General features: G+C 40.0%; 19 protein-coding genes. 17 read left to right on the top strand and 2 right to left on the bottom strand.

The window, feature by feature from the left end; genetic code table 11:
- Positions 1 to 20 precede the first annotated feature (20 nt).
- The 3 genes from EJP82_RS18655 to EJP82_RS18645 all read left to right on the top strand — a co-directional run bounded on the left by EJP82_RS18655 (position 21) and on the right by EJP82_RS18645 (position 2,890).
- Positions 21 to 872 (top strand): AraC family transcriptional regulator, encoded by an 852-nt coding sequence (locus EJP82_RS18655; protein WP_170220230.1) that lies wholly within the window; start codon positions 21 to 23, stop codon positions 870 to 872.
- Positions 873 to 935: 63 nt separating this feature from the next.
- The gene (locus tag EJP82_RS18650) at positions 936 to 1,742 is read left to right on the top strand and encodes an acyltransferase domain-containing protein (RefSeq protein ID WP_127193587.1); all 807 of its coding nucleotides are present in this window, start codon (positions 936 to 938) and stop codon (positions 1,740 to 1,742) included.
- Positions 1,743 to 1,909: 167 nt separating this feature from the next.
- Complete coding sequence (locus EJP82_RS18645) at positions 1,910 to 2,890, top strand: FUSC family protein (protein WP_127193586.1); 981 nt, start codon at positions 1,910 to 1,912, stop codon at positions 2,888 to 2,890.
- A gap of 82 nt (positions 2,891 to 2,972) precedes the next feature.
- On the opposite strand, the gene EJP82_RS28485 is transcribed toward EJP82_RS18645, so the two are convergent.
- Together EJP82_RS28485 and EJP82_RS18635 are read right to left on the bottom strand one after the other, a co-directional pair.
- Complete coding sequence (locus tag EJP82_RS28485) at positions 2,973 to 3,323, bottom strand: collagen-like protein (RefSeq protein WP_127193585.1); 351 nt, start codon at positions 3,321 to 3,323, stop codon at positions 2,973 to 2,975.
- Between the two features lie 71 nt (positions 3,324 to 3,394).
- Positions 3,395 to 4,168 carry a VCBS repeat-containing protein gene (locus tag EJP82_RS18635; RefSeq protein WP_246054264.1) on the bottom strand — a complete coding sequence of 258 codons (774 nt, stop codon included), beginning with the start codon at positions 4,166 to 4,168 and terminating at the stop codon, positions 3,395 to 3,397.
- 156 nt (positions 4,169 to 4,324) lie between these two features.
- Here EJP82_RS18635 and EJP82_RS18630 point away from each other — a divergent pair, with 156 nt between their 5' ends.
- The 14 genes from EJP82_RS18630 to EJP82_RS18565 all read left to right on the top strand — a co-directional run bounded on the left by EJP82_RS18630 (position 4,325) and on the right by EJP82_RS18565 (position 23,856).
- Positions 4,325 to 5,092 (top strand): ABC transporter ATP-binding protein, encoded by a 768-nt coding sequence (locus EJP82_RS18630; RefSeq protein WP_127193584.1) that lies wholly within the window; start codon positions 4,325 to 4,327, stop codon positions 5,090 to 5,092.
- Positions 5,079 to 7,010, top strand: a complete 1,932-nt coding sequence (locus tag EJP82_RS18625; protein WP_127193583.1) for an FtsX-like permease family protein — start codon at positions 5,079 to 5,081, stop codon at positions 7,008 to 7,010. Before EJP82_RS18630 ends, EJP82_RS18625 begins: the two co-directional genes overlap by 14 nt.
- 21 nt (positions 7,011 to 7,031) lie before the next feature.
- Positions 7,032 to 7,400 carry a YxeA family protein gene (locus EJP82_RS18620; protein WP_127193582.1) on the top strand — a complete coding sequence of 123 codons (369 nt, stop codon included), beginning with the start codon at positions 7,032 to 7,034 and terminating at the stop codon, positions 7,398 to 7,400.
- 177 nt (positions 7,401 to 7,577) lie between these two features.
- Entirely contained in the window at positions 7,578 to 8,285 is a 708-nt protein-coding gene (locus tag EJP82_RS18615) for a response regulator transcription factor (RefSeq protein ID WP_127193581.1), read from the top strand.
- Between the two features lie 3 nt (positions 8,286 to 8,288).
- Positions 8,289 to 9,698: a sensor histidine kinase gene (locus tag EJP82_RS18610; RefSeq protein WP_127193580.1), complete on the top strand. Its 1,410-nt coding sequence runs from the start codon at positions 8,289 to 8,291 to the stop codon at positions 9,696 to 9,698.
- A gap of 175 nt (positions 9,699 to 9,873) precedes the next feature.
- Positions 9,874 to 12,177 carry a glycoside hydrolase family 95 protein gene (locus tag EJP82_RS18605; protein ID WP_127193579.1) on the top strand — a complete coding sequence of 768 codons (2,304 nt, stop codon included), beginning with the start codon at positions 9,874 to 9,876 and terminating at the stop codon, positions 12,175 to 12,177.
- 164 nt (positions 12,178 to 12,341) lie between these two features.
- The gene (locus EJP82_RS18600) at positions 12,342 to 13,469 is read left to right on the top strand and encodes a glycoside hydrolase family 88 protein (RefSeq protein WP_127193624.1); all 1,128 of its coding nucleotides are present in this window, start codon (positions 12,342 to 12,344) and stop codon (positions 13,467 to 13,469) included.
- Positions 13,456 to 15,618 (top strand): alginate lyase family protein, encoded by a 2,163-nt coding sequence (locus tag EJP82_RS18595; RefSeq protein WP_127193578.1) that lies wholly within the window; start codon positions 13,456 to 13,458, stop codon positions 15,616 to 15,618. The genes EJP82_RS18600 and EJP82_RS18595 overlap by 14 nt, the downstream gene beginning before the upstream one ends.
- 30 nt (positions 15,619 to 15,648) lie before the next feature.
- Positions 15,649 to 17,379 (top strand): sensor histidine kinase, encoded by a 1,731-nt coding sequence (locus EJP82_RS18590; protein WP_127193577.1) that lies wholly within the window; start codon positions 15,649 to 15,651, stop codon positions 17,377 to 17,379.
- Positions 17,369 to 18,967: a response regulator transcription factor gene (locus EJP82_RS18585; RefSeq protein ID WP_246054261.1), complete on the top strand. Its 1,599-nt coding sequence runs from the start codon at positions 17,369 to 17,371 to the stop codon at positions 18,965 to 18,967. The genes EJP82_RS18590 and EJP82_RS18585 overlap by 11 nt, the downstream gene beginning before the upstream one ends.
- Positions 18,968 to 19,210: 243 nt before the next feature.
- The gene (locus EJP82_RS18580) at positions 19,211 to 20,104 is read left to right on the top strand and encodes a carbohydrate ABC transporter permease (protein ID WP_127193622.1); all 894 of its coding nucleotides are present in this window, start codon (positions 19,211 to 19,213) and stop codon (positions 20,102 to 20,104) included.
- 68 nt (positions 20,105 to 20,172) lie between these two features.
- A complete protein-coding gene (locus EJP82_RS18575) occupies positions 20,173 to 20,961 on the top strand; it encodes a carbohydrate ABC transporter permease (RefSeq protein ID WP_127193621.1) in 789 nt (262 codons plus the stop codon).
- 127 nt (positions 20,962 to 21,088) lie between these two features.
- The gene (locus EJP82_RS18570) at positions 21,089 to 22,477 is read left to right on the top strand and encodes an ABC transporter substrate-binding protein (RefSeq protein ID WP_127193576.1); all 1,389 of its coding nucleotides are present in this window, start codon (positions 21,089 to 21,091) and stop codon (positions 22,475 to 22,477) included.
- A 137-nt stretch (positions 22,478 to 22,614) separates the two neighbouring features.
- A complete protein-coding gene (locus EJP82_RS18565) occupies positions 22,615 to 23,856 on the top strand; it encodes an alpha-L-fucosidase (protein ID WP_127193575.1) in 1,242 nt (413 codons plus the stop codon).
- Positions 23,857 to 23,917 lie beyond the last annotated feature (61 nt).

Below are 23,917 nucleotides of genomic sequence, written 5' to 3'. Positions count from 1 at the left end.
ATATTCAAGAGGTGACGAGGGTGAAATATTCTAGCACATATCGTATTCCGGACGAAGATGATAGGGGAAGTATTGATCTAAGTAGCTTTTTACTCGTAAATTCCGTCGGTTTCTACGAATATGAAGCTTATTTTAGAATGACCCATAGGAAAGAAGGGCGTAAGGACTTTTACCTTGCCTATAATTATTCTGGACCGATGACAATACGCAGTAAAGGGCAAGAGCATATCTTACAACCAGGTAGCTTGTTTATATATCGTCCACATGAAGAGCAGTACTATGGTCATTACGCCGAACAGAAGTTTATTTCCTACTGGGTGCATTTTACCGGTTACGGAGTAGATGAGCTTCTTATTAACGCCAAGCTTGCCGAAGATGGCCCATTCTTTGTGGGTATTGATAACGATATAGCTGCAAAATTTGAAGATATGATGAATGAAATTCGTGATAAGAAAGTAGGATATGAACTTGCTTCTGCCTCAATTCTTTCTTACTTGCTGTCGATGATATCCAGACAGATTGAGCAAGGGTCGAACGTTAGAGCCAATAACAACCGAACGGAGATCTATGAATCGATCAAATATATACACGATAACTATGCGCAGGAAATATATGTGACTAAGCTTGCCGAAATCGCGTACCTTAGCACCGATAGGTATACAACACTGTTCAAAATCATGATGGGGACGACTCCGTTGCAATATATCAATAGATTCAGGTTGCAGAAGGCGTGTGAGCTCATGAAGCATACGCACTTAAATATTCAACAGATCTCAAACCTTGTAGGCTTTGAAGATCAGCTTTATTTCAGCAGACTGTTTAAGAAGTACTATCATGTGACGCCTTCTGAGTACCTTACAAGGTTTAATTAAATATTAGCTAGTCAAGAAAGAATTTGAGCCCGTGCAGGGTTATAGATTAGGGGGATTTTTGACATGGATTTGCAATCATTTTGTGAGGGGATAAGACTTATCCCAGACGCCAGACAGGTTTTGTTCGATTTTCATATGGATGAAGAAGTATATCAATTACATAAACAACAGTTTTATAACGATAGATTTTCTTTCTTTGAAAATGTAAAGCAATCCTCAAATTATCGGCAATTATTCTTATATTTGTATGTCAGATTTGCTGTTGATGCATATGAAGAGTATGCCGTTAGAGGCATCGATGATCAGATTTATTTCGATACGTTTTCAGACATAGAGCTTTGGTGCTCTAACTGCAGAGGAGATTTTGGTGAATATGGTATTCAAGAATATGAATGGTTACAAGAACATATCCAGCTGCGGTTATTCCGATTGGGAAGATTACAATTTCAACCCTGCGTTTTTGATCGTGAATTAGAGGTAGAGGGCCATAAAATCTATAAAAACCAAATTGTACTAAATGTGCACATCCCATCGGGAGAGCCGTTGGAATCTCAACAAGTCGAAGAATCCTTTGAAAGTGCAAGGAGATTCTTCAGAGGGATTACGCCGGTCTTCATTTGTAACTCATGGATGCTTTGCCCGAATTTAAGCGAAGTATTACAACCAAGCTCTAATATTATGAAGTTCCAAAAGAAGTTCTTTATCTATCAGGTGGATCATGAAGCAAGACAGGCCGAAGAACGGATATTTAATAAGGTAAGTTCCGACCCGTCCGAATACGAGGAGCAGTCATCTTTGCAACGAAACGCGAAGTCCTATCTGATGGCAGGAAATAAACTGGGCACTGGTTATGGAATCATGGTAAGTTAAATTTGCATATAAAAATATGACAAAACGCTTGGATGCAAATCCAAGCGTTTTCAATGCGTCAAGGTTGAAAAAAAGATGAAAAGTAGACGAATTTGGCTGTTTAGGTTATATTGTGATACACCTCAAATTTGGCTGCTAAGCTTGCAAAGAAAGAAGGATGTATAACCGTGTTAAAAGATGTGAAATTAAAAACCTTATTCTCAAAGCTTGTACTTCTTATTTTTATTTTGATTTTTGTTATGGGATATAATGCTCTGTTTGGAGATGTTAATTTACTCATGGGGGTAGCCATTATCACGGGGCTACTTATGTTTTTGAACATGGATATTGGAATTAAAAAGATACAAGCATCTCTACTCATTGCAATTACATTTCCCGTTATTGGAGTCTTATCGTATGTATCTGGCATGAATCCAGTGCTGGGTCTGATGGTTCACCTTGTTACCATATTCCTTATTATGATGCTATTCTCAGAGAAGATGGAGACAAAGGCATTTTTGCCTATTATGCTATGTTATGTGTTTGCTCAAGGAAATCCAGTAGTGTATTCCCAAACTGGGTCCAGAATATTTGGTTTGCTGGTGGGTGGTGTACTAATTAGTATTATTTATTATGTTAAGCACCGTAAAAGTGATGATACGACTTATGCGAATTTATGGAGTCTTTTTGGTCAATTTGATAAAAATGCTGTTCGTATTGAATATGCCATCAAGATGGCGGTAGGTGTAAGCATAGGGATGCTAATTGGTGATTTATCTCATGTTCAAAAGGGCATGTGGATTAGCCTTACGATATTCTCTATCCTGCAACCACATTATACTCATAGCAAGCAGCGGGTAAAGCACAGACTTATGGGAAACATCATTGGTGCTGTTGTATTTGTTGTTCTATTCATAATGTTGCCTCCACAGTTTAGCATGGTTATCACGCTAGCACTCAGCTATATTTATATGTTTGTTGTAGAGTACCGTATTCAGATGATTTTTGTAACCATTAATGCATTAAGTGCCGCACTCGTATTATTTGATTATTCGGTCTCTATTCCGATGCGAATCAGTTTTATTATCATAGGAGCTTGTATCGGAATCGGAATTAGTATAATCGATCTAAAGGGTATATTCGCAAGAAGAGGTAACGCTAATAGTTAAGTTATATGATATTGAATTGAATATAAAAATAGGCGATCTCCCTCCGGGTAAAATACGGAAAGGTGATCGCCTTTTAATTTACTTAAAAACAAGTAAATGAACTGATTTGGTTCAAATCAATCCCAAAGTACGCCCATCTTCCTCCGAAAAATCTAAAACCGGCGACGGACCTAGGTCCGACAAAAATGGGAAAAAACCAGAAGCTATCTCTATTTCTCAACCATACGTAAGTATTTCGAAATAAACATCCGGAAATAGCTCCTGGGTCAACAGCATAGGGCGATATCTGTGGTACAAACGAAGGGGGAGGAGCAGTTGGTGCCTGTTGTCCAATAGATCCTGGAGACCCTGGTGGTGGCCCCGGAGGTCCGGGTTGTGGAAAAAATGGTCCGAACGGTCCTTGAGAAGGTGGTGGCGGTGGTGTAAACCCCATAAGACTTCACTCCTTTTAAAGTAGGCTAAAACAATGTATGTTGGAATGAATTCATGGGTTTGGGCAGATACCTAATAAAGGGCAATTAACTTTGTAGGTGGTATGGAAACCATTAGTCTTGATGAAATGAAAGTAGTTCCATCCCATGTCAGCAGGTTTTGAATATAGCCTAATGTGTCCGCATTAATTGTACCAATGATTCGTTGCAAAGCTGTTAAATCATAACTCGAACTTTGAAAATCTGTAACAATGGGATACAGTCCGCCTAGCGCAAGAACCTCGCCTTGGACCGGACTTTTGAGCTTTCCATTATCATTGTAATATTGGGATAAATAATCGGCGCCCTTATTACTTATATCTATTATGAACAGCACATCTAGTTGAGGACTTCCGATACTAACTTTGTAGTAGTCTTCATAATTCACATTGAACTTATATTGACGATTATAGGCTTCGCTATCAAACAATTCCCGAAGATGGTTATCTCTGAAGGAATAGATATAAGCACTAATGTATCCTCCGCTTCCCCCTGAATCAATATTTACTAGAATATCTGCTATACGGTCCTTATTGAAATCCCCAAGAAACAGTCTCGCGTTATATCCGGCGTTATCCTTAAGATTAACCACTGTTCTTTGGTGAGAGTACCCGTCTTGGAGGACAAGGGTAATGTTATCAGCAAAGATGCCTGATGCGCCATCGGGTTTATTTCCATACAAAAAAACGGTATCCAATAGTCCATCTCCGTTTATATCAGCTTGTTTCATATCCAATAAGAAAATAGTACTAGAAACTGTATTCGTTCCAAATCTTTGATGGGGGTATTCATATAATTGCCAATTCATTGTAGAACCTCCGTTTACGATTAGCATAGTTTCTTCATCATACGCAGATGCCTAATGGAGGGTGCTTTTATATTTAAGGTTGATGTAAGGTTCACATTAAAAGGGTGTAAGATGGGCAAATTATAATAGCCTTAACACAGTTAACAGGAGGTACTTATGAGATCCATACTAAAGGCTATAAATGTACAAAAAGTATTTGGTGTTAAAGGCAATGTATACAAAGCATTGGAAGATATAAATTTAGAGATTCAAGAAGGTGAGTTTGTTGGGATCATGGGTCCATCAGGTTCTGGCAAATCAACATTACTCAATATTTTGTCTACAATTGATACACCGACATCAGGTGATATCATTATCGATAATCAGAATATTATCAAAATGAATGAGGAACAATTGTCTGATTTCCGTCGCAATAAGTTAGGCTTTATTTTTCAAGATTACAACTTACTTGATACGTTAACCGTTAAAGAAAACATTTTGCTTCCCCTTGCCTTGTCTAAGGTACCTGCTAAGGAAATCGAACAACGCGTAAATGAGTTGGCCGATACCTTTGGGATTCGGGAAATTCTAAATAAATATCCATACCATATTTCTGGAGGTCAGAAGCAAAGAACAGCGGCCTCGCGGGCGATTGTTGCAAATCCCAGCTTAATCTTGGCCGATGAACCAACAGGCGCATTGGATTCGAAATCTGCTACAAGCTTACTCGAAAGCTTAAGCACGTTAAACAAAGTGAAACAAGCGACCATTATGATGGTCACCCATGATGTGTATGCAGCAAGCTTCTGCAAACGGGTGTTATTTATTAAAGACGGTAGGCTTGTTACGGAACTTCATAAGGGACAACTGCAACGTAAGGAGTTCTTTCAGAAAATATTAGACATCCTCGCTTCCCTCGGAGGTGGTGACAATGACGTTATTTAGTATTGCTAGTAAAAGCATAAAGAAGAATTTTAGTAATTATTTTCTTTACTTTGCATCGATGATATTTAGTATTGTCATTTACTTTGTATTCGTGTCGTTGAAATACGATACTACGATTCAGGCTACAACTGAAGCTTCACAAAAAATCAGCTCCGTATTTAGCGGAGCGTCAGTTGTGTTAATCATTTTTGTAGCTATTTTTATTTGGTACTCTAACTCGTTCTTTACACGGAAACGTAAAAAAGAAGTCGGATTATATTCCCTACTCGGAGTACGTAAGAAACAAATTGGTCGCATGCTTTTTTATGAGAATTTTATTATGGGAGCTTTAGCCCTAATTGTTGGAATTGTGCTAGGTTCGGTATTGTCGAAGTTTTTTGTGATGATCTTAATGAAGGTTATGGGCTATAGCGTTATTACGAATTTCACCATTTCAATTGAAGCGATTCTGAACACGATTGTTGTATTCACTATCATTACGCTCGTTACATCGTTCCATGGATATCGTTTAATTTATCGTTTTAAATTGATTGAGCTTTTCCAAGCAGACAAAGAAGGGGAACAAGAGCCGAGAGGATCTTTGATCATAGCTTTGTTATCCGTAATATTCATTGGGATTGGTTATGGACTTGCACTCCAAGATTTGATGGATTCAGCGCTGTGGAGAACAATGGGGTTTATGATTACCCCGCTGGTCATCTTAATCACCGTGATCCTCGGGACGTACTTCTTATTTAGTACCTTAACGGTATATTTATTGAGGATTTCTCGAAAGAACACGAAGAAATATTGGAGTGGGATTAACTTAATTGGCACATCCCAGCTATTATTTAGGATCAAAGGCAATGCCCGCACCCTAACGGTAATCGCCGTGCTTAGTGCTACGACATTAACAGCCGTTGGAACAGCTTATAGCTTGTATTACAACAACAGAAGTAATGTAGAAATGGCTGATCCAAGTAGCATGATGTTTATTATGGTAGACAATAACGTAGATGAAAAAGTAAAAGACTTAGTCACAAATAGTAAAGACCATGAACTGGTCTATCATGAGACGATACCGACGCTTCAGATAGATGCCGATGTAACCAACCTAAATAGTCTATTTTCAAGTGATGAAATGATTTATACCGTTATTTCAAACGGTGGTTATAATAAATTAGCAAAATTACAGTCCAGAAATGAGATGCTTTCTTTAAAAGCAAATGAAGCAGCTGTTTTGGATGCTGCCTACAACGAAAAGTTCTCACCTGCATATGTCGGGTCAGCGGTTTCTTTAAAGGTGAATGGTCAAAATGAGGATATTACGTTTAAGTTTTTGAAGAAGTTTAATGTACTCAACTTAAGAACTGCTGGCGCAACTATTGTTGTTAGTGATGAGTTGTTTACCAGTTTGAAACAAGAAACAACCCAAGAGAACATGGTCGCATATAAAATCACCAAAGAAGATGATGCAAAGAAATTAACTGAAGAAATTCAAGCGATCATGCCAGAGCAAGCTAACTTCTCTAGTTTCTATGAAGATTATGCTGCGGGCTTAGAGTCATCAGGTTTAATGATATTTATGGGCGGGTTTTTAGGACTAGTGTTCCTTACGGCAACAGGTAGCATTATCTACTTCAAACAATTAACAGAAGCCAGCTCAGACAAAGAGCGTTATGAGATTCTACACAAAATCGGTGTGAATAAAAGAGAAGTAAAAAGAACCATTGCCAAGCAAATGTTATTTATCTTTGGCCTACCTTTGCTGGCCGGCATTGCGCATTGTGCTGTGGCATTAACTGCTTTTTCAAGGTTGCTACAGATGAACTTAGTTATTCCAGTACTGATATGTATGGGGGTTTACACATGTATCTACATCGTTTATTACTTCTTAACTGTACATGCTTACTATAAAACCGTGACGACAACAAAATAAAAGAATGTGAGGGAATAATTCATGAAAAAGGTAATCATAGTTGTATCAGCCATGATCGTAGTAGTCGCTGGACTATTGATTTTTTTGCAAAATGTTAATTTAAACAGACTAGGTGCAGATAATTATTATGTTCAGATTAAAGGTGGGGGAGAGAAGACAGAAAGTAAATTAGGTAATGGGGAGAAGTTTGTAACGTATGAATATACATTACCCGCCTTTAATGAAGCAGGAGAAGAAAAAGTATTTACATTTACAAGTAGTAAGCAACTTCGTGAAGAAGCGTATCTAAACTTATTTGTGAAAGATGATAAAGGGGTAACTTCCTATCAAGAGGTACAGAAAGAAGAGATTCCGGATAAAGCAAAGGCAAAACTAGAAGGGATCTCTTGAGAAACGTGTGACGAAGGACTTAGTTATTCTGATCAAAGATAACTAAGTCCTTTTTTCACTATGAAATAACACATCAATGAAATGCTGTTGTTTCGTTTTCTTTTGTTTAAACGGGCGACCAATGCATTATACTATCACTACTACAGAGGATTTGTAGGGGAAGGAGTCATGAATTAAATGTCACTTAAAGAAGCCAAGGTTTTGATTATTGATGATGAAGAGGATATTTTAAGAATTTTGAAAACCGTGTTAACCAAAGAAGGAATAGATCGTGTATATACCTCGACAACTGTAAAAGAAGGATTTATGCAATTTAAGCAAACACAACCTGACATTGTTTTGTTGGATATTATGCTGCCTGATGGAGAAGGGTACGAAGTTTGTAAACAAATAAGAAGCATCTCTAATGTTCCCATTCTATTCTTGTCTGCAAAGACAGAGGAGATCGATAAGATTCTGGGATTTGCTATTGGTGGGGATGACTATATTGTAAAGCCATTTAGCCCCAAAGAAGTTGCTTATCGTGTAAAGGCACAATTACGTAGAGCTGAATATATTCAGATCGATAAAGAAGATCATCTATTGAAAGCGGGTCCCTTCGAATTAGATGAGCAAAGAACAGAATTCAAAAAAAATGGGGAAACCATTGAATTAAGGCCTAAAGAGCTTGGGCTAATAACGTATATGCTTAAGAACGTGAATCGAATTATAAGTAAAGAAAGCCTATGTGAGCAGGTGTGGGGAGAAGACTTCATAGGTTTTGATAATACGGTCATGGTACACATCCGCAGGTTAAGGGAGAAAATTGAGGAGCAACCTTCAGATCCACAGTATCTAATTACAGTAAAAGGCTTGGGTTATAAACTTGTTGTGAGGGACGAATAATCTATGAAGTGGTGGTTAACTGGAAGATATTTATTATCTGTTGTTTTAGTTGTCATACTAGTGATTATTATAAATATTCTGATTGTATTGGGCTTGCTAGTGACCTATGCTGTGGCGCAGGAGCCTCTTTTTCAAACCAGAGAGATCTCTGCAGAAGCATTTACGACAGCATTTCGTGATTATGTAACGATAACTAATGATCAGGTGACAGTTACTGAAACAGGAAAGGAAGAGCTTGAAGCTAAGAAGGCTTGGATACAAATATTAGATGAAGATGGTAGTGAAATATATAGCTATAGACTGCCTGAACAGGTACAGAAGAAATATACACCGTTAGATGCTATTCAAATGTACAAGTATAAGGAAGTTGATGGAGAGACTACTGTTTTTGCTAGTGGAAAAGAAATAAATCAAAAATACTACAGTTACTTTATTGGCATTGTAGATCGTAACATCGGTAAATATGTCTTGTCATACGATTATCGGACCATTTTCCAAATTTTCAAAGTAGGCAGCGTTACTTTTATAATTGTTGATGGATTAATTGCTTTATTGATCGGCTATTTTTTCAGTAAAAGGCTTGCCAAGCCAGTAAACTCGTTAATTGAGGGGATCAAACGGTTAGCTAATAAAGAATACAATTTAAATTATGAGCCAAAAGGAATCTATAAAGATGTGTTTTATAATGTTAATTATTTATCCAATGAACTCAGAGTAAACGAGAACGAACGAAAAAAACTAGATAAGATGAAGGAAGAGTGGATTTCGAACATTTCTCATGATATTAAAACGCCTTTAGCTTCCATTCTAGGTTATGCGGAAATGATGAAAGATGCCGAATACTATTTTTCATTAGAGGAAATGATGGAATACGCTGAAATTATTGAGAGTAAATCACTATATATTAAAGAAGTAATTGAAGATTTAAACTTAACCACGAGATTGAAGAGTAAAGAATTAACTTTAAACACAAAGACGATCAATATGGTGACTCTTTTACGGAATATGGTGATCGATATCCTGAATGACGCCAAGTATGCTGACCGACACATTGAATTTCAGTGTAATCAAGAAACGATATTGAGCGATGTTGACGAGATCTTGATTCGGAGAGCCATTAATAATTTGATCTATAATGCGATTGTCCATAATGATAACAATGTAAAAATTGTTGTTCGTATTGAAAAAAAGGAACGGATCCACATTACCATACAAGACGATGGAAAAGGGATTCAGAAACAAGAACTCGATAGAATCTTTGATCGCTATTACCGAGGAACAAACACAGGCGAGTTACATAAAGGTTCGGGGCTCGGTATGGCTATTGCAAATGATATTGTCAAAGCACACCATGGAGAAATAAAAGTTAATAGTATTATGGATCAGGGGACAACGATTGAGATTCAATTATAAAACAAGCTCTAGAATTATTTCTAGGGCTTTTTTACGTAGGGGAGTCAAATTTGACCTATAAGAGGTAAAAATATGACCTGTCTAAGGTCAGTATTCATCCTAGGATTTCGCATTGCTTACTCTATATTAGAGGCAAGGTGCTAAATATTGAACAGACTGAATCAGGGGTGAAATTATGGGTAATAGCAACTGTAAATTAATAGAGAATCGGCCAGCCAGTGTTTGGACAGAAGCATTTCCTATTGGTAATGGTCGTTTGGGTGGGATGGTTTTCGGTGGCGTGCAGAATGAACGAATTCAATTAAATGAAGATTCGATGTGGTACGGTGGCCGCCTGGGGAACGACAACCCGGCATCTGTAGGAAAGCTGGAGGAAATCAGAAGGTTAATACAGGAAGGTAAGCCACAGGAGGCTGAAAGATTGGCCCTACTAAACATGACCAACGCACCACATTATTTTGGTCCATATCAACCGTTAGGCGATGTATTAATCAAAATTGAAGGTGCAGAGACAACGTCCGACTATCAGCGAGAACTTGATATTCAGACAGGTGTGGCTTCAGTTAAATATAAGGTAGGCACTACTGAGTTTAGTAGAGAAGTCTTTTCAAGCGCAGTCAGTCAAGTTGTGGTCCTGCATTTGACGGCTTCGCAACCAGGCGCTCTTTCATTGACAGCTAGGCTGAGTCGCAGACCCTTCGAAGGAGAAGTTGGCAAGGTAGATGGTGGTATACTCACAATGCAGGGTCAGTGCGGACCGGATGGAGTAAGTTATGCAGCAGTATTACAAGCCGTTGTTGATGGGGGCGGAACACAGGTTGTTGGAAATTATCTAGACATTCGCCAAGCTAATTCCGTTACCTTAATCCTTGCGGCACAGACCTCTTTTCGATATAACGATCCTTATAGTGAGGCGATAATGCAGGCAGCTTGGGCAGCTTCAATACCGTATGCAGAGCTTAAGAAAATGCATGTTCAGGATCACCGCCAATTATTTGATAGGGTTTTATTAAAATTAGGCAGTAATGACAATAAAGAGATTGAAGAAATATCTACTTCTGATCGACTTTTGAGTTACAAGAAGGGGAATACCGATCAGGGTCTTGAAGCACTATTCTATCAATACGGGCGCTATCTTCTTATCGCAAGTTCGAGACCTGGTAGTCTGCCCGCCAATCTGCAAGGGATATGGAACGAAAGCTTCACACCGCCTTGGGAATCCGATTTTCACTTGAATATCAATTTGCAGATGAATTATTGGATCGCGGAGACTGGTAATTTACCAGAATGTCACGAACCGCTATTCGATCTAGTTGATCGTTTGGTTGTGAACGGTCGGGATACAGCGCATAAATTATATGGTGCAAGGGGATTTGTCGCCCATTCTACAACTAATATTTGGGCGGAAAGCGGAATTTTCAGCGCATGGGTTCCGGCCATTTTTTGGCCGACAGGAGGTGCCTGGCTAGCACTTCACTTATGGGAGCATTACAGGTACAACGGTTCGGAATCATTTCTGCGTGAACGGGCATATCCGGTACTTAAAGAAGCTGCGCTATTCTTCTTGGACTATGTAGTCGAAGATGGAAGTGGTCAGCTTGTAACTTCACCATCTCTTTCCCCAGAGAACAGCTATGTAACAGAAGGTGGGGAGATTGGTGTGTTATGTGCTGGACCTTCTATGGATTCACAGATATTGTTTGCTCTATTAACCGCCAATATGGAGGCAGCAGAACTTCTTGGTCTTGATCAATCATTCCAGCAAGAATGTATGGAAGCTCGGAGTCGGCTTCCTAAACCGCAAATTGGTCGTCATGGTCAGATCATGGAATGGTCAGTTGATTATGAAGAAGCGGAGCCCGGTCATCGCCATATTTCACATTTGTTTGCCTTGCATCCGGGCGAACAAATTCTGCCTCATCGTATGCCGGAATTAGGAGCAGCAGCACGGGCTACACTTGAACGGAGGTTGGCGCATGGAGGCGGACATACCGGGTGGAGCCAAGCTTGGATCGCGAATTTTTGGGCCCGGTTGGGTGATGGTGATAACTCGCATAATAGTCTGCAAGACCTTCTAAGCAAAGCTGTGCATCCCAATTTATTCGGCGATCATCCTCCGTTCCAGATTGATGCCAACTTTGGAGGAGCAGCAGCAATTCAAGAGATGCTCTTGCAGTCGCATGGGGGCGAACTCCGCCTGTTGCCTGCACTTCCATCTGCATGGACCTCAGGTATTGTTAAAGGGTTGCGGGCAAGAGGTGGGTATACCATCGATATTGATTGGTGTGATGGTATTTTACACGAAGCGAAGATTTGTGCAGAATCCGAAAGGGAGTGCGCGATTTATAGCGAAGTGCCGCTTGAGATTCGCGGGCCTGAAGGTAATCTTATAACGGTTAATAAGATGGAGCATACTCATTATTTCATTATTCCAGCTGGAGTAATGTACCGAATTAGCATATTAAGAGCGCCCATTTGATATTTCAGAGAGCTCCGACCTTTATATTCTGTTTGATCATCATGGTGCACGAAAAGGTCAAAATTTTGCACATCCCTACAAAAATTTAAACCTATTAAACTAGAATATGTTTGCTATGATGGATCGTAATCAATGATCAAGTATATGGGGGTTATGATACCATGATGTGGAAAAATGCGATTAATGACGCTATTACCAAGACGTTAAGAAATATAGACAGATTCGGTGAGAAATTCCCTCACGTCAGTCGTAATGCAAATTATGAATTAATTGATAATAATGACTGGACCAACGGATTCTGGACCGGAATGCTCTGGTTATGCTACGAATATTCCAATGACGAGCGTTTTCGCAATGCGGCGGATAAATCGGTGGCTAGCTTTGATCAACGGTTACAAGATCATGTAGTGCTTGATCACCATGATATCGGTTTTCTGTACTCGTTATCCTCCAAAGCACAATGGATTGTGGAGAAGGACGATTCCGCTCGGCAATTAACGCTGCAAGCAGCAGACGTACTTATGAATCGGTGGCGTGAACCAGGTCGCTATATTCAAGCATGGGGGAAGAAGGGAGATTCTAAGGAGGAAGGGCGGATTATTATCGATTGTCTGCTGAACCTTCCGCTGTTGTACTGGGCGAGTGAACAAACAGGTGACTTAACATATAGAGATGTTGCTGTAACCCAAGCGGAGAAATCAAGACGCTACCTCGTAAGAGGCGATGACAGTTCCTATCATACATTCTTCTTCAACTCGGAAACGGGGGAACCGATCGGAGGGGCGACGCATCAAGGTTATACGAACGGATCAACATGGACGAGGGGGCAGGCCTGGGGCGTATACGGATTCGCACTCTCTTATCGATATACGAAAGATCCCCTATTCTTGGATACCTCCAAGCGACTTGCCCGGTACTTCCTTGAACATTTACCGGAAGATCATGTAGCTTACTGGGACTTTAATGCTCCTGTAGGGGCAGATACCTATCGGGACAGCTCGGCTTCTGCGATTGTAGCTGCTGGTCTGCTAGAGTTGATATCCCACATGGATGAGCAGGACACCGAGCGTGATTACTTTCAGGAAATGTGCATGAAGTCGATGACATCACTTGTTGAACGTTATGCCACGATCGGGGAAGAAGGTGCAGAGGGATTACTCAAGCATGGTTCGTATTATGTACATGGAGGGTTATCACCTGATGATTATATGATCTGGGGAGACTATTTCTACTTGGAAGCACTAATAAGACTGGAGAAAGGAATAGGAGGTTATTGGTATGAACGTGAATAACCCAATAGGTTATGAAAATAGTCTATTTAGTCTGCTTAACCTTGATCATCCGGGTTTGGAACGTGTCAAGAAGGCTGTTCTTGATGAACGGTATGATGAAGGCTTGATGGCGTTCAAACAATATTTGTTGTCCAGAACCTATCCTAAGATGTTTCTCTGTAAGGAAGATCTAGCAGAAGTTTGTGAGTATGTAAGTTTGCATTGTCCAGAAGAATTACGGGAAGTGATGAAAGCGGCAGATGAAGTCGTTGCTCAAACTTTCCTCTTCCGTTTCCCATGGGATATGGAACGTACTTGTGTACCCGTAACCTTTGACGGTCCAATAGACTGGAATCATATCCCCGACGGAGATGTCGAATGGGCTTACATGCTCAATCGCCACAGATACTGGCTGGCACTTGGACAAGCATATCAGATGACCGGAGATGAGAAATATGCAAATACCTTCTGCCTCCAACTAGAGGATTGGATCGAACGGAATCCTGTTCCCTCTGAGCAAACTATGGGTACGTTAACGTGGCGTTCTATCGAAGCCGGGTTGCGTTGCGGCAACTGGATCAAAACATTGCCTTTTGTGATGAACAGCCCACATATGACATCGCATCTCCTAACGAAGGTATTCATCTCAATGCATGAGCATGCCGAATATCTAGCCTCTTCATTTACAGGCTGGAAACATATTAGCAATTGGGGCGTACTTGAAACATGTGGATTGATTGAGATGTCTGTATTTGTGCCAGAATTCAAACGATCGTTTCATTGGCAACAGTTGAGTATCGAGAGAATGGGAGAAACGGCCAGGCTACAAGTAATGAAGGATGGAATCCATTGGGAGCAGTCTCCCACTTATCATCATGAAGTATTGAATTGCTATCTAGATATGTTGACTCTGACTATCAATAATAAGATTGAAATAGAGTATTCCATTACGGAAACTATTCGGAAGATGGCAATTGCTTCCCTCTACTGGGCTAAGCCAAATCATAGGCAGATCATGCTAGGAGACAGTGATAATAATGATATCCGGTCGGTTCTGACCGCTTCGGCAATTGTGTTACAGGATGCTACGCTTCGGTTCGGCGGATATGATCGTATCGATTTTGATAATGTATGGAATTTCGGATCAAACGGCATCCGCTATTATGATGAATGTCCTGTTTTGGTGCCACCACGGCTATCCCACGCATTTGAACATTCGGGACATTATGTGATGCGATCTGGTTGGGATGAGCAAGCTTTATATTTGTATTTTCGCTGCGGTCCTCTTGGAGGGGGACACGGACATGCCGATATGCTTCATATTGATATTCATGCGTACGGTAAAGAACTGCTTACTGATCTAGGTAGGTATAATTATAGTGATCATACGCCTCTGCGTAGGCAACTTAAACTATGCAGTTCCCATAATACAACTGTGGTTGATGATATCGAATTTACGGAAGTTATCGATACATGGCAATTTGGGAGAGTAGCTTCAAAGACATGTAGCGAATGGATTACGGAGACCGGCTATGATTACGTAAGTGGGAGCCATAATGGATATAAACATCTCGATGATCCAGTATATCCCTCCAGACAAATTATTTTTATTAAGCCATACTATTGGTTATTGGTAGATTACTTTGATAGTCAGCATGAACATACATGTAAGCAATACTTTCATTTTGCACCGGGTGAAATAAGTACTTCGCAGGAAACGGGCATTTGCCGAACTGAAAATAAGCATGAGGCCAATCTTTGTATCATTCCTGTTCATGCTTCAGAATTAAAGGTAGAGCTAAGCGAGGGTGTTATTTCTTATGAATATAATCTGGTAGAACCAAACTATCATGTAAGTTACGAACGGACCCACTCCGGAGCGTTCTCTATGATGCAGGTTCTGTACCCTTTACGGGCCGGGGAAACTACTCTTCCGATCGTCAAGAAAATAACGGTATTCCTGTACACCGGGGAATTAGCCGACGACAGTAGCGTAGAAGCGTGCAAGATTATGTTGCCACAATCCGATGAGGAACATATTATTGTTGTATGTCATAGACCACCTGCCCGAGCTATCGACTCTTATGTGGTTGATGGGATACAAATATTCGGTGAGGTCGTGCTTATAGTAACAAAGGGCGAAGGTAAAGAGATCACGGTTATAAAGTGAAAAAGCAGCATGAGAGAGGCGCGGTAAATCATGTTTAAGTTGACCTTTTACCGAAGAATACAGCTATCGTTTCTTCTTTTCATTATCGTACCCATCATTACCGTTTCGGTCATCTCTTTTATTCTAATTAAAGAAACAATGGTAGAGAAGCTGCAGTTAAGTAATGAGAACTTCTTGAATGTAATTATTGATGAAATTGGAAAGACGATTGATGATGTTACGTTTTCCTCACATTTTATTGTTAACGATACGAGTTTTAGGACGTATTTGAAAAAATTTGCGGATGCGGACAAGCTGCGTACTTATGATGATTATATAAATTTTAACGAAATCAAAGGTGTATTTTCCTTAATTACATCTAAACCATTAAATAATAACATTAGTATGTATCTGGTAAATAGAAAGCGCTTTATCATTCCTTCTAATGAAGAAGACTTGAAGCTAGTCAATCGGAACCTAGATCATTTGTATGAAAAAATCGATTTCAACAAGCCTGAAACCCTTCAATGGCTCGGTATGGTCACAGGTAAGTCTAGTAACGAGGGTACCTATTATATGGCCAGAGTGATTCATGGTAGTCATGAAAAAGAGTATCTATCTGTTCTTATCATTGGGATTTCGGAATCGTATTTTGAAAGACTACTTAAGCCAGTCGAGTTTGGGAAGATTGTTCTTTTAGACGCGGGAGGAAATCGAATCGCAGGAAATACTAAACTTTCGTCGCATGATTCAGACCCAAAGAGTTCTAACCTACGCTCTGAGGTCACATTAGACAAAACGGATTGGACTCTTGTGTATGAAGCGAATAAAGAAGCATTTACGGGTAAAATTTCAAGAACATTTTTTACGGGTATTGGAGGGGTTATTCTTTTCTTTATCCTTTTCAGCATAACATCCTTATTTATGGCCAGAAGACTGCACAGACCTATTCAAAAGTTGCAGCGAGTGATTCGACAGTTTGGAATGGGGAACCTGGACGTAAGGATTGAAGTGAAGGGGGGAGATGAAATCGCCGAGTTAGGACACACGTTAAATACGATGATGGATCAACTTAAGGGACTCATTTACGATATTGAGCAAGAGCAGGAACAAAAAAGGGTTATGGAACTGGATGCATTGTTTATGCAGATTCGGCCACACTTTTTGATTAATACGCTAAACTCCATCAAATGCAGCCTGATATTGCAAAAGGATCAATTGCATAGCGGAGTGATTGATTCATTAATGAGTCTGCTCCGCGCCTATTTGAAGATCAATGAACCTACAACATTACTGGAAGAGTGCGAATTGCTAGGGCATTATATAGATATCATGAAGATCAGGAATGAAATTCCCTTGGAACTGGTGGTTGATTTAGAGCCCGACTTGAAACAATGGGTTATTCCTAAGTTGATGCTGCAGCCATTAATTGAAAATGCAATTGTACATGGTTTAGTGGACAATCCTGATGCGAAAATATCGATTCATGCTAGAAGAGATCAAAATTGTATTATGATCGATATCGAGGATAACGGAAGTGGTATGGAGGAAGAACAACTATCAGTGCTGAATCAACAGCTCCAATCAAACGATACGGATCAGCACGCCTCTTATACAAGAGTAGGGCTTATTAATGTGGTCCAAAGGTTGAGGCTTTCATTCGGTCCAACTGCAACTTTATGTCTATATCAAAATAATATGGGTGGAGTAACTGCCTTCCTCCAAATTCCTGTTCATGATCATCAAGTTTTCATACCGGGAGGACGAAGCTATGATGCATAAAGTTATGTTAATTGATGATGATGTCCCTATGCTTAAAGTTTTGCAACAGATGGTAGAGTGGGAGTCGCTCAATCTACATGTTGTTGGATCAACCTACTCGAGTGCAAAGGCTCTTCTAATGTTTAAGGAAACATCACCCGATATTGTCATCACTGACATCGGATTGCCCAAAAAAAGCGGAATTGAACTTGCAGCTATCTTCCGTCAAATGAAGCCGGATATTAGAGTGATATTTTTGACCTGTCATGAGGATTTTCATTATGCTCAGCAAGCAGTAAAGCTGAATGCCGACGATTATCTTCTCAAGGATAAATTGACTGCGGAGCAGCTCGAACAAAGTTTGAAAAATTCAATACGCTTGTTAGAAAAGACAGCAAGTAGATTAGATAAGGATGTATCAAGTTATAACAGGGAACTGTTCAAACAAGGTCTAATTCAAAAAGTCATCGATGGAGCTCCTCCTGAATCAACTGTGGAATATGCAGCCCAACTTGGTATTTCATGGGGATACCCTTGCTTTATGATGGGGACGGTGAATATCAAGTTCTCAACATACGAACGACTGTATGATCAGAGCAACCTTCCTTTAATATTCTATGCCATTTACAATATTGCAATGGAGTTATCTGTGTCTTATGAGGGAATCACACCATTTATGGATCAAGAAAAACTTGTTGTTTTATATAATTACAGGGTCAACCTGGCGAGTAATGCCTACCTCCATTTTCAAAAGTATTTGCAGGAGCTGGAGGATCGTTGTTCCCGGTTCTTGAAATTGCAATTAAGCATGGTTACCGTGACAGATAGAATAGGATTACAGTCGCTTGGATCTTTCTATCATCAGATTGTTCAACATAAAAATGAGTTTTATGAGAGTAATGAACTAGTAGTTAAGGATGTGCAACTCTTGTTACAGCATATATTCTTACCCTCACCTCAAGGGTTGTTGGATCCTTATAAGAGTGATATTGAACGTGCAATACTGAAGGATGATACAGAAAGTATACGTAACATTGTCTCAACCATGGGAAGGAACGCACAAGAGAAACGTATTGAGCCAAGTGAATTCGTCCAGGATTTATTAATTCTATTGCGCAGTATTGATATCATGTTTTCAAAATGGAAGTCGAATGAAGCGATCTATTCTTACCTGTCATTTGCAAGGACGTTAGAGGATGTAATGGAACTGGTAGTAAGTAAACTTACACATATTACACAATATCGCCAGAAGGGTTCTGGAACGGCTGTCAAAGAACCCAAATTGCAGATTATTCAACAATTTATCGATAAACATATATCTGAGAATATTACTTCAATCGATATGGCGCACTACTTATATTTGAATTCAAGTTACTTTTCACGTTATTTTAAGCGATTAACCGGGATCAATTTTACCGATTACGTTCATCAATATAAAATGGGGATTGCTACAAAGATGATGAAAACGTCTAGTCAAACGCTTGAATCTTTAGCGATGGGACTTGGATATTCGGACAGGACTTATTTTTCGAAAGTATTTAAGAAGTATATTGGAATGACTCCTAGTGAATATAAAACAAAGCATGCTGTAAGCAGGTATGCAAAATAAAAGAACTACTCTTTATGAACCATGTAAGATAACCTGTCCATTTATGGATAGGTTATTTTTCTTTCTTTAATTCATATTTTCCGTCAATACTGCGCCATAAAAGGTCAAAATATTACTCGTACTTGGTCATAATCCATCCTTCGTCTGTTGTGATTTTTAATTATCATAGTATTAACTTATTAAATGTTGAGGTGATACGAAGTGGAATCTGCTAAACCAACCATTACTCCTGAAAGGCTTCAGATGCCAAGTAAATTCTGGACTCCGAAGCGGAAAGAAGCTTTGATAGGCTGGTTATTTCTAGCTCCGGAGATCATAGGCATGCTATTGCTAAATGTATTTGCTCTTGGGTTCTCTCTTTACTTAAGCTTTACCTCTTGGGATCTGTTGTCAGGGGTATCAGGAATTAAATTTTTAGGGCTAGACAATTTCATTCACATGTTTCAAGATCCAACCATCATGAAAGCATTGAAGAACAATTTGATTTATACGGTGTTAACGGTGCCCATTCCGATGGCCATTTCACTGGTACTGGCAGTTCTTATCCATAACAAGGTGTTTTGGAAGGACTATTTTAAGGTAGTGTTCTTCATTCCTTATATCTCGTCCATTATCGCGATTGCAGCAGTGTGGAGTGCATTATTTCACCCTTCGTTAGGACCTATTAATCAGTTTCTTATGGATCTTGGAATTTCCAGTCCGCCGAAATGGCTTGTGGATCCTAAGACGTCGCTCTTGGCTATTGCGATTATCAGTTCTTGGGCTGGACTCGGATATACAATTATTATTTACTTGGCTGGGCTGACAAGTATATCGAATGAACTATATGAAGCTGCAGAAATTGATGGTGCAACTTCAATAACAAAGTTTTTCAAAATCACGATTCCGTTACTTCGCTCCACTACCTTTTTCTTGTTTATTACGATGTTGATCGGTTCATTTAAAGTATTTGATATCATCTCCTACTTGACTGGAGGAGGACCGGACAATTCCTCTACGGTTATTGTATTCCGGATCTATCAAGAAGGATTCGTGAATTATAACATGGGATACGCTTCGGCTATATCGTGGCTATTGTTTGCCATCATTGCTGTGATTACTGCGATAACCTGGAAGTTTAGGAATGAGGAAGATTAATAAAAAGGGAGGGACTTCTGTTGCTATTCATTAGACAAAACATTTCCAAATTGATCACTACCATTCTGATGGGAGTGCTATCCATTTTCTTTTTGATTCCATTTGTATGGATGATTTCATCTGCTTTTAAATATGAAAAGGATGTTATGCGTTTCCCCATTGCGTGGATTCCTAAATCCACAAATGTGGTGTACAATTTCAAAGCGGTTTGGATGGGGAAAGTACCATTTCTTCATGTTTATTTTAACTCGATTAAAATTGCTGTTATTGTAACATGTATTACTTTGGTCATTTCAACAATGGCGGCTTATGCATTTACGAAACTCCGCTTTCGGGGAAGAAATTTAGTGTTTACGGCTCTGTTATCATTTATGATCATACCAGATCAAGCCACGTTGATTCCTCGTTTTATGCTGATTCGCTGGTTAGGCCTTTACGATACTCACGTAGCACTGATTTTCATGAGCATGTTTTCTATTTATTTCACGTTCCTACTCCGTCAGTTTATGGTTGGCATTAGTGATGAGTATCTTGAAGCGGCTAAAATTGATGGAGCAGGTCAAGTTAGAACATTCGCGTCTATTATCATTCCGCTATGTCAGCCAGTACTTGCAACCGTTGCTATCATTAAATTTATTTGGTCATGGAATGACTACCAGAACCCACTTATTTTCTTGCAATCCAAGGCACTTTATACGATTCCGCTCGGCATGACCTTGTTCAGAGATGATTATACGACAAATGATGCCATTATGATGATGGCGTCCTTATCAGCCATTATTCCTTTATTGATTTTATTTGTCACTTTGCAGAAACAAGTTATTAGTGGAATTGCACTTGGTGGTGTGAAAGGTTGATGTTCGAAAGGAAAAGGTCAAAATAGTAATCCTTTTACCTCAAAATCTTACACTTGCACTAATAAGCCAGTCATTATACTGATGTTGATAGATGATTGCTTATTTTACAAAACAGGGGGCAAGAAAAATGAACCAAAAGAAGAGTACACGTAATTTTTTAGTTTCAATATGTCTAATGTTAGTTGTTTTTTCTGTGTTAAGCGGCTGTGGTAGCAATTCCAAATCAGCTGAAAACTCTAACGGTGCACCTGCAGGGGATAAGAAAGAGGAGCAAGTAACTATAAAGTATTACAACTGGGATAATGCAGATCAAGAGATTGGTACTAAAGCGATGCTTAAGGAATTCGAGGCAGAGAATCCCAATATCAAAGTTGAGCAGGTCATACTTGTTCCTGGTAATTCGGTCGAAATGCTAAAAAAACTAGATTTTCTAATTTCGTCTGGGGAAGCTGTCGACGTAGTCAGCGTTCCGAGTGAGGGATCAGTTGTTGAAAGAGCAGCTAGAAATGCATTGGCTCCGTTGGATGAGTTCTATAAGGCCGAAGGCCTTGTTCCTGAAGATGAATATTATGTTAATCCAAAGATTGATGGTAAATATTACGGCATGCAAATGACAGCTGGTTACCAGTTTGTTTTGCTAAACAAGGATGCTTTGGATGAGGTTGGACTGCCTGTGCCAACCTATGGATGGACATGGGACGATTACCGCGATTATGCTAAGAAGTTGACCAAAGGAGAAGGGGTCGACAAACGTTACGGATCGTATTTCCATACATGGCAGCTTTATATGAATGCTCCAGCACAGACGGTTATGAAAGATCCATTCCGATATGATGATGGAACGACTATCTTGTCAGACCCGACTTATAAATACTTCTTCCAGTTACGCAAGGATATGGAGTCTGTGGATAAATCGGCTAAACCTTATGCTGATGTTCTTGCAGCTAAACTTAACTACCGAAGCGAGTTTTTCAGTGGTGATGCTGCTATGATCCTTTCCGGGAGTTTCATGATCCCTGACCCAGGCAATACAGAACAATATCCACATGATTTCAAGACTGCATTTGCTCCAGTACCGCTTCCAACTCAGAATGCGTTGCCGAAAGATTATGAAGGCGGAAAATATTTTGTAGGTGGCTCGCAACTTGTAATGGGGGCGACTTCGAAACATAAAGATGCATCATTTAAATTGATGCGGTTCATGACAACGGCGGAATCGGAATCAAGAACGGAGTTTTCGGGCTCTAAGAAGTCGGATCAAAATGCACTCATTGATCGTTTAATTGGCGATAACATCGACAAATATGATGTTGATTCACTCAGAAATACATTGTTTGGTCCTGACATTAAATATTTGGATGCGACACAAATTGTTACAAAAAGTTCGTCTGATTTAACTAAAATTATCGATGATGGATTTAGTAAATTTATGTTAAGTAACGATTCGATTGATGATGTACAGAAATGGATGGTTGATGAAGCAACGAAAATCATTAATGAGAAAGAGTCTAAGTAAAGAAATAGTTAGATGAATTAAGAAATGAGGAGCTTAGAGCAGTCTAGACATGGCTGCTTCAAAGCTCCCTTTTTCGTGCCGGATCAATGAGAGCTTCAATAAATAGAAAATTAGTTGCATAGAAGGGAGATCTAGAAATGGACAACTCATCTACATTATTACCGATACCGACAAAGCAGCAGCATCGCTGGCAGGATCTTGAGCTAGGAGTTTTCTGCCACTTTGGAATGAACACGTTCTGTGATCAGGAGTGGGGCGAGGGAAATGATTCGCCGTCCTTATTTAATCCAGTTGAGCTTGATGCTCGCCAGTGGGTACGTACAGCCAAGGAGGCAGGATTCCGCTATTTTGTGCTCACGGCCAAGCATCATGACGGCTTCTGTCTTTGGCCGACCTCAACGACCGATTATTCGATAACCTCTAGTCCTTGGAGGGATGGGAAAGGGGATGTTGTACGGGATTGTGCCGATGCTTGCCGCGAAGAGGGAATTGGATTTGGTCTATACTTATCCCCTTGGGATCGACATGAACCGTGTTACTCCGATCCGCAGGCGTATGATAATTTCTATGCTAATCAATTGGAGGAGTTGCTGACGGGTTATGGCCCGCTCGTTGAGATCTGGTTTGATGGGGCAGGCTCAGAAGGCAGAGAATATGATTGGAAACGAATCATGAACTTGATCAAGCAGTATCAGCCGGATGCTATGGTATTTAACATGGGAGCACCAACCATATGCTGGGTAGGTAATGAAGATGGGCTTGCCCCTTATCCTTGCTGGAATACCGTTGAATCCGCTCGCGAGAGTATGTTTAGTGAGGCGTCTTTGAAATGGCTAACTGGGACACCCCGCTGGGTACCAGCCGAATGTGATGTGCCCATTCGCAAGGATCGGTGGTTTTGGCATCCGGATGAGGAACATTTACTGCTTCCCTTGGAGCAATTAATGGATATCTATTACCGGTCGGTTGGTCATGGGGCAACGCTACTTCTGAATTTAGCGCCGGATAACCGGGGACTTATACCTGAGGTGGATGTGAATCGCGTTATTGCCTTCGGGGATGAGATACATCGCCGATTCGATCATTCACTTGCAGAAATATCGGGTGAGGGGGAAGTGATCGAAATTGAGTTACCAGAGAGTCTCATCATTGACCACATTATCACTATGGAAGACATTGCTTTTGGAGAGCGGGTACGGGACTATATAATTGAGGTTCACTCCGGTGGCGAATGGATGGAGATTATCCACGGGAGTGCAATCGGGCACAAAAAGATCGACAGGTTTAAGCCAATCTCTGCCGACAAGGTACGCTTAACGGTACTCGAAGCGTTTGAACATCCAATGATAAGACGATTTGCCTTGTTTAATTGTAAATAAATAAGTTTGTATGTTAACGATGTTGAATTTCGCTCAAGATGAATAGTTCCGCTAGCTGAGC

The organism is Paenibacillus anaericanus (assembly GCF_003994475.1).
Taxonomy (GTDB): Bacteria; Bacillota; Bacilli; order Paenibacillales; family Paenibacillaceae; genus Fontibacillus; species Fontibacillus anaericanus.
The sequence above is the reverse complement of the archived record's forward strand: the minus strand, read 5'-3'. Positions and strand labels throughout refer to the sequence as shown.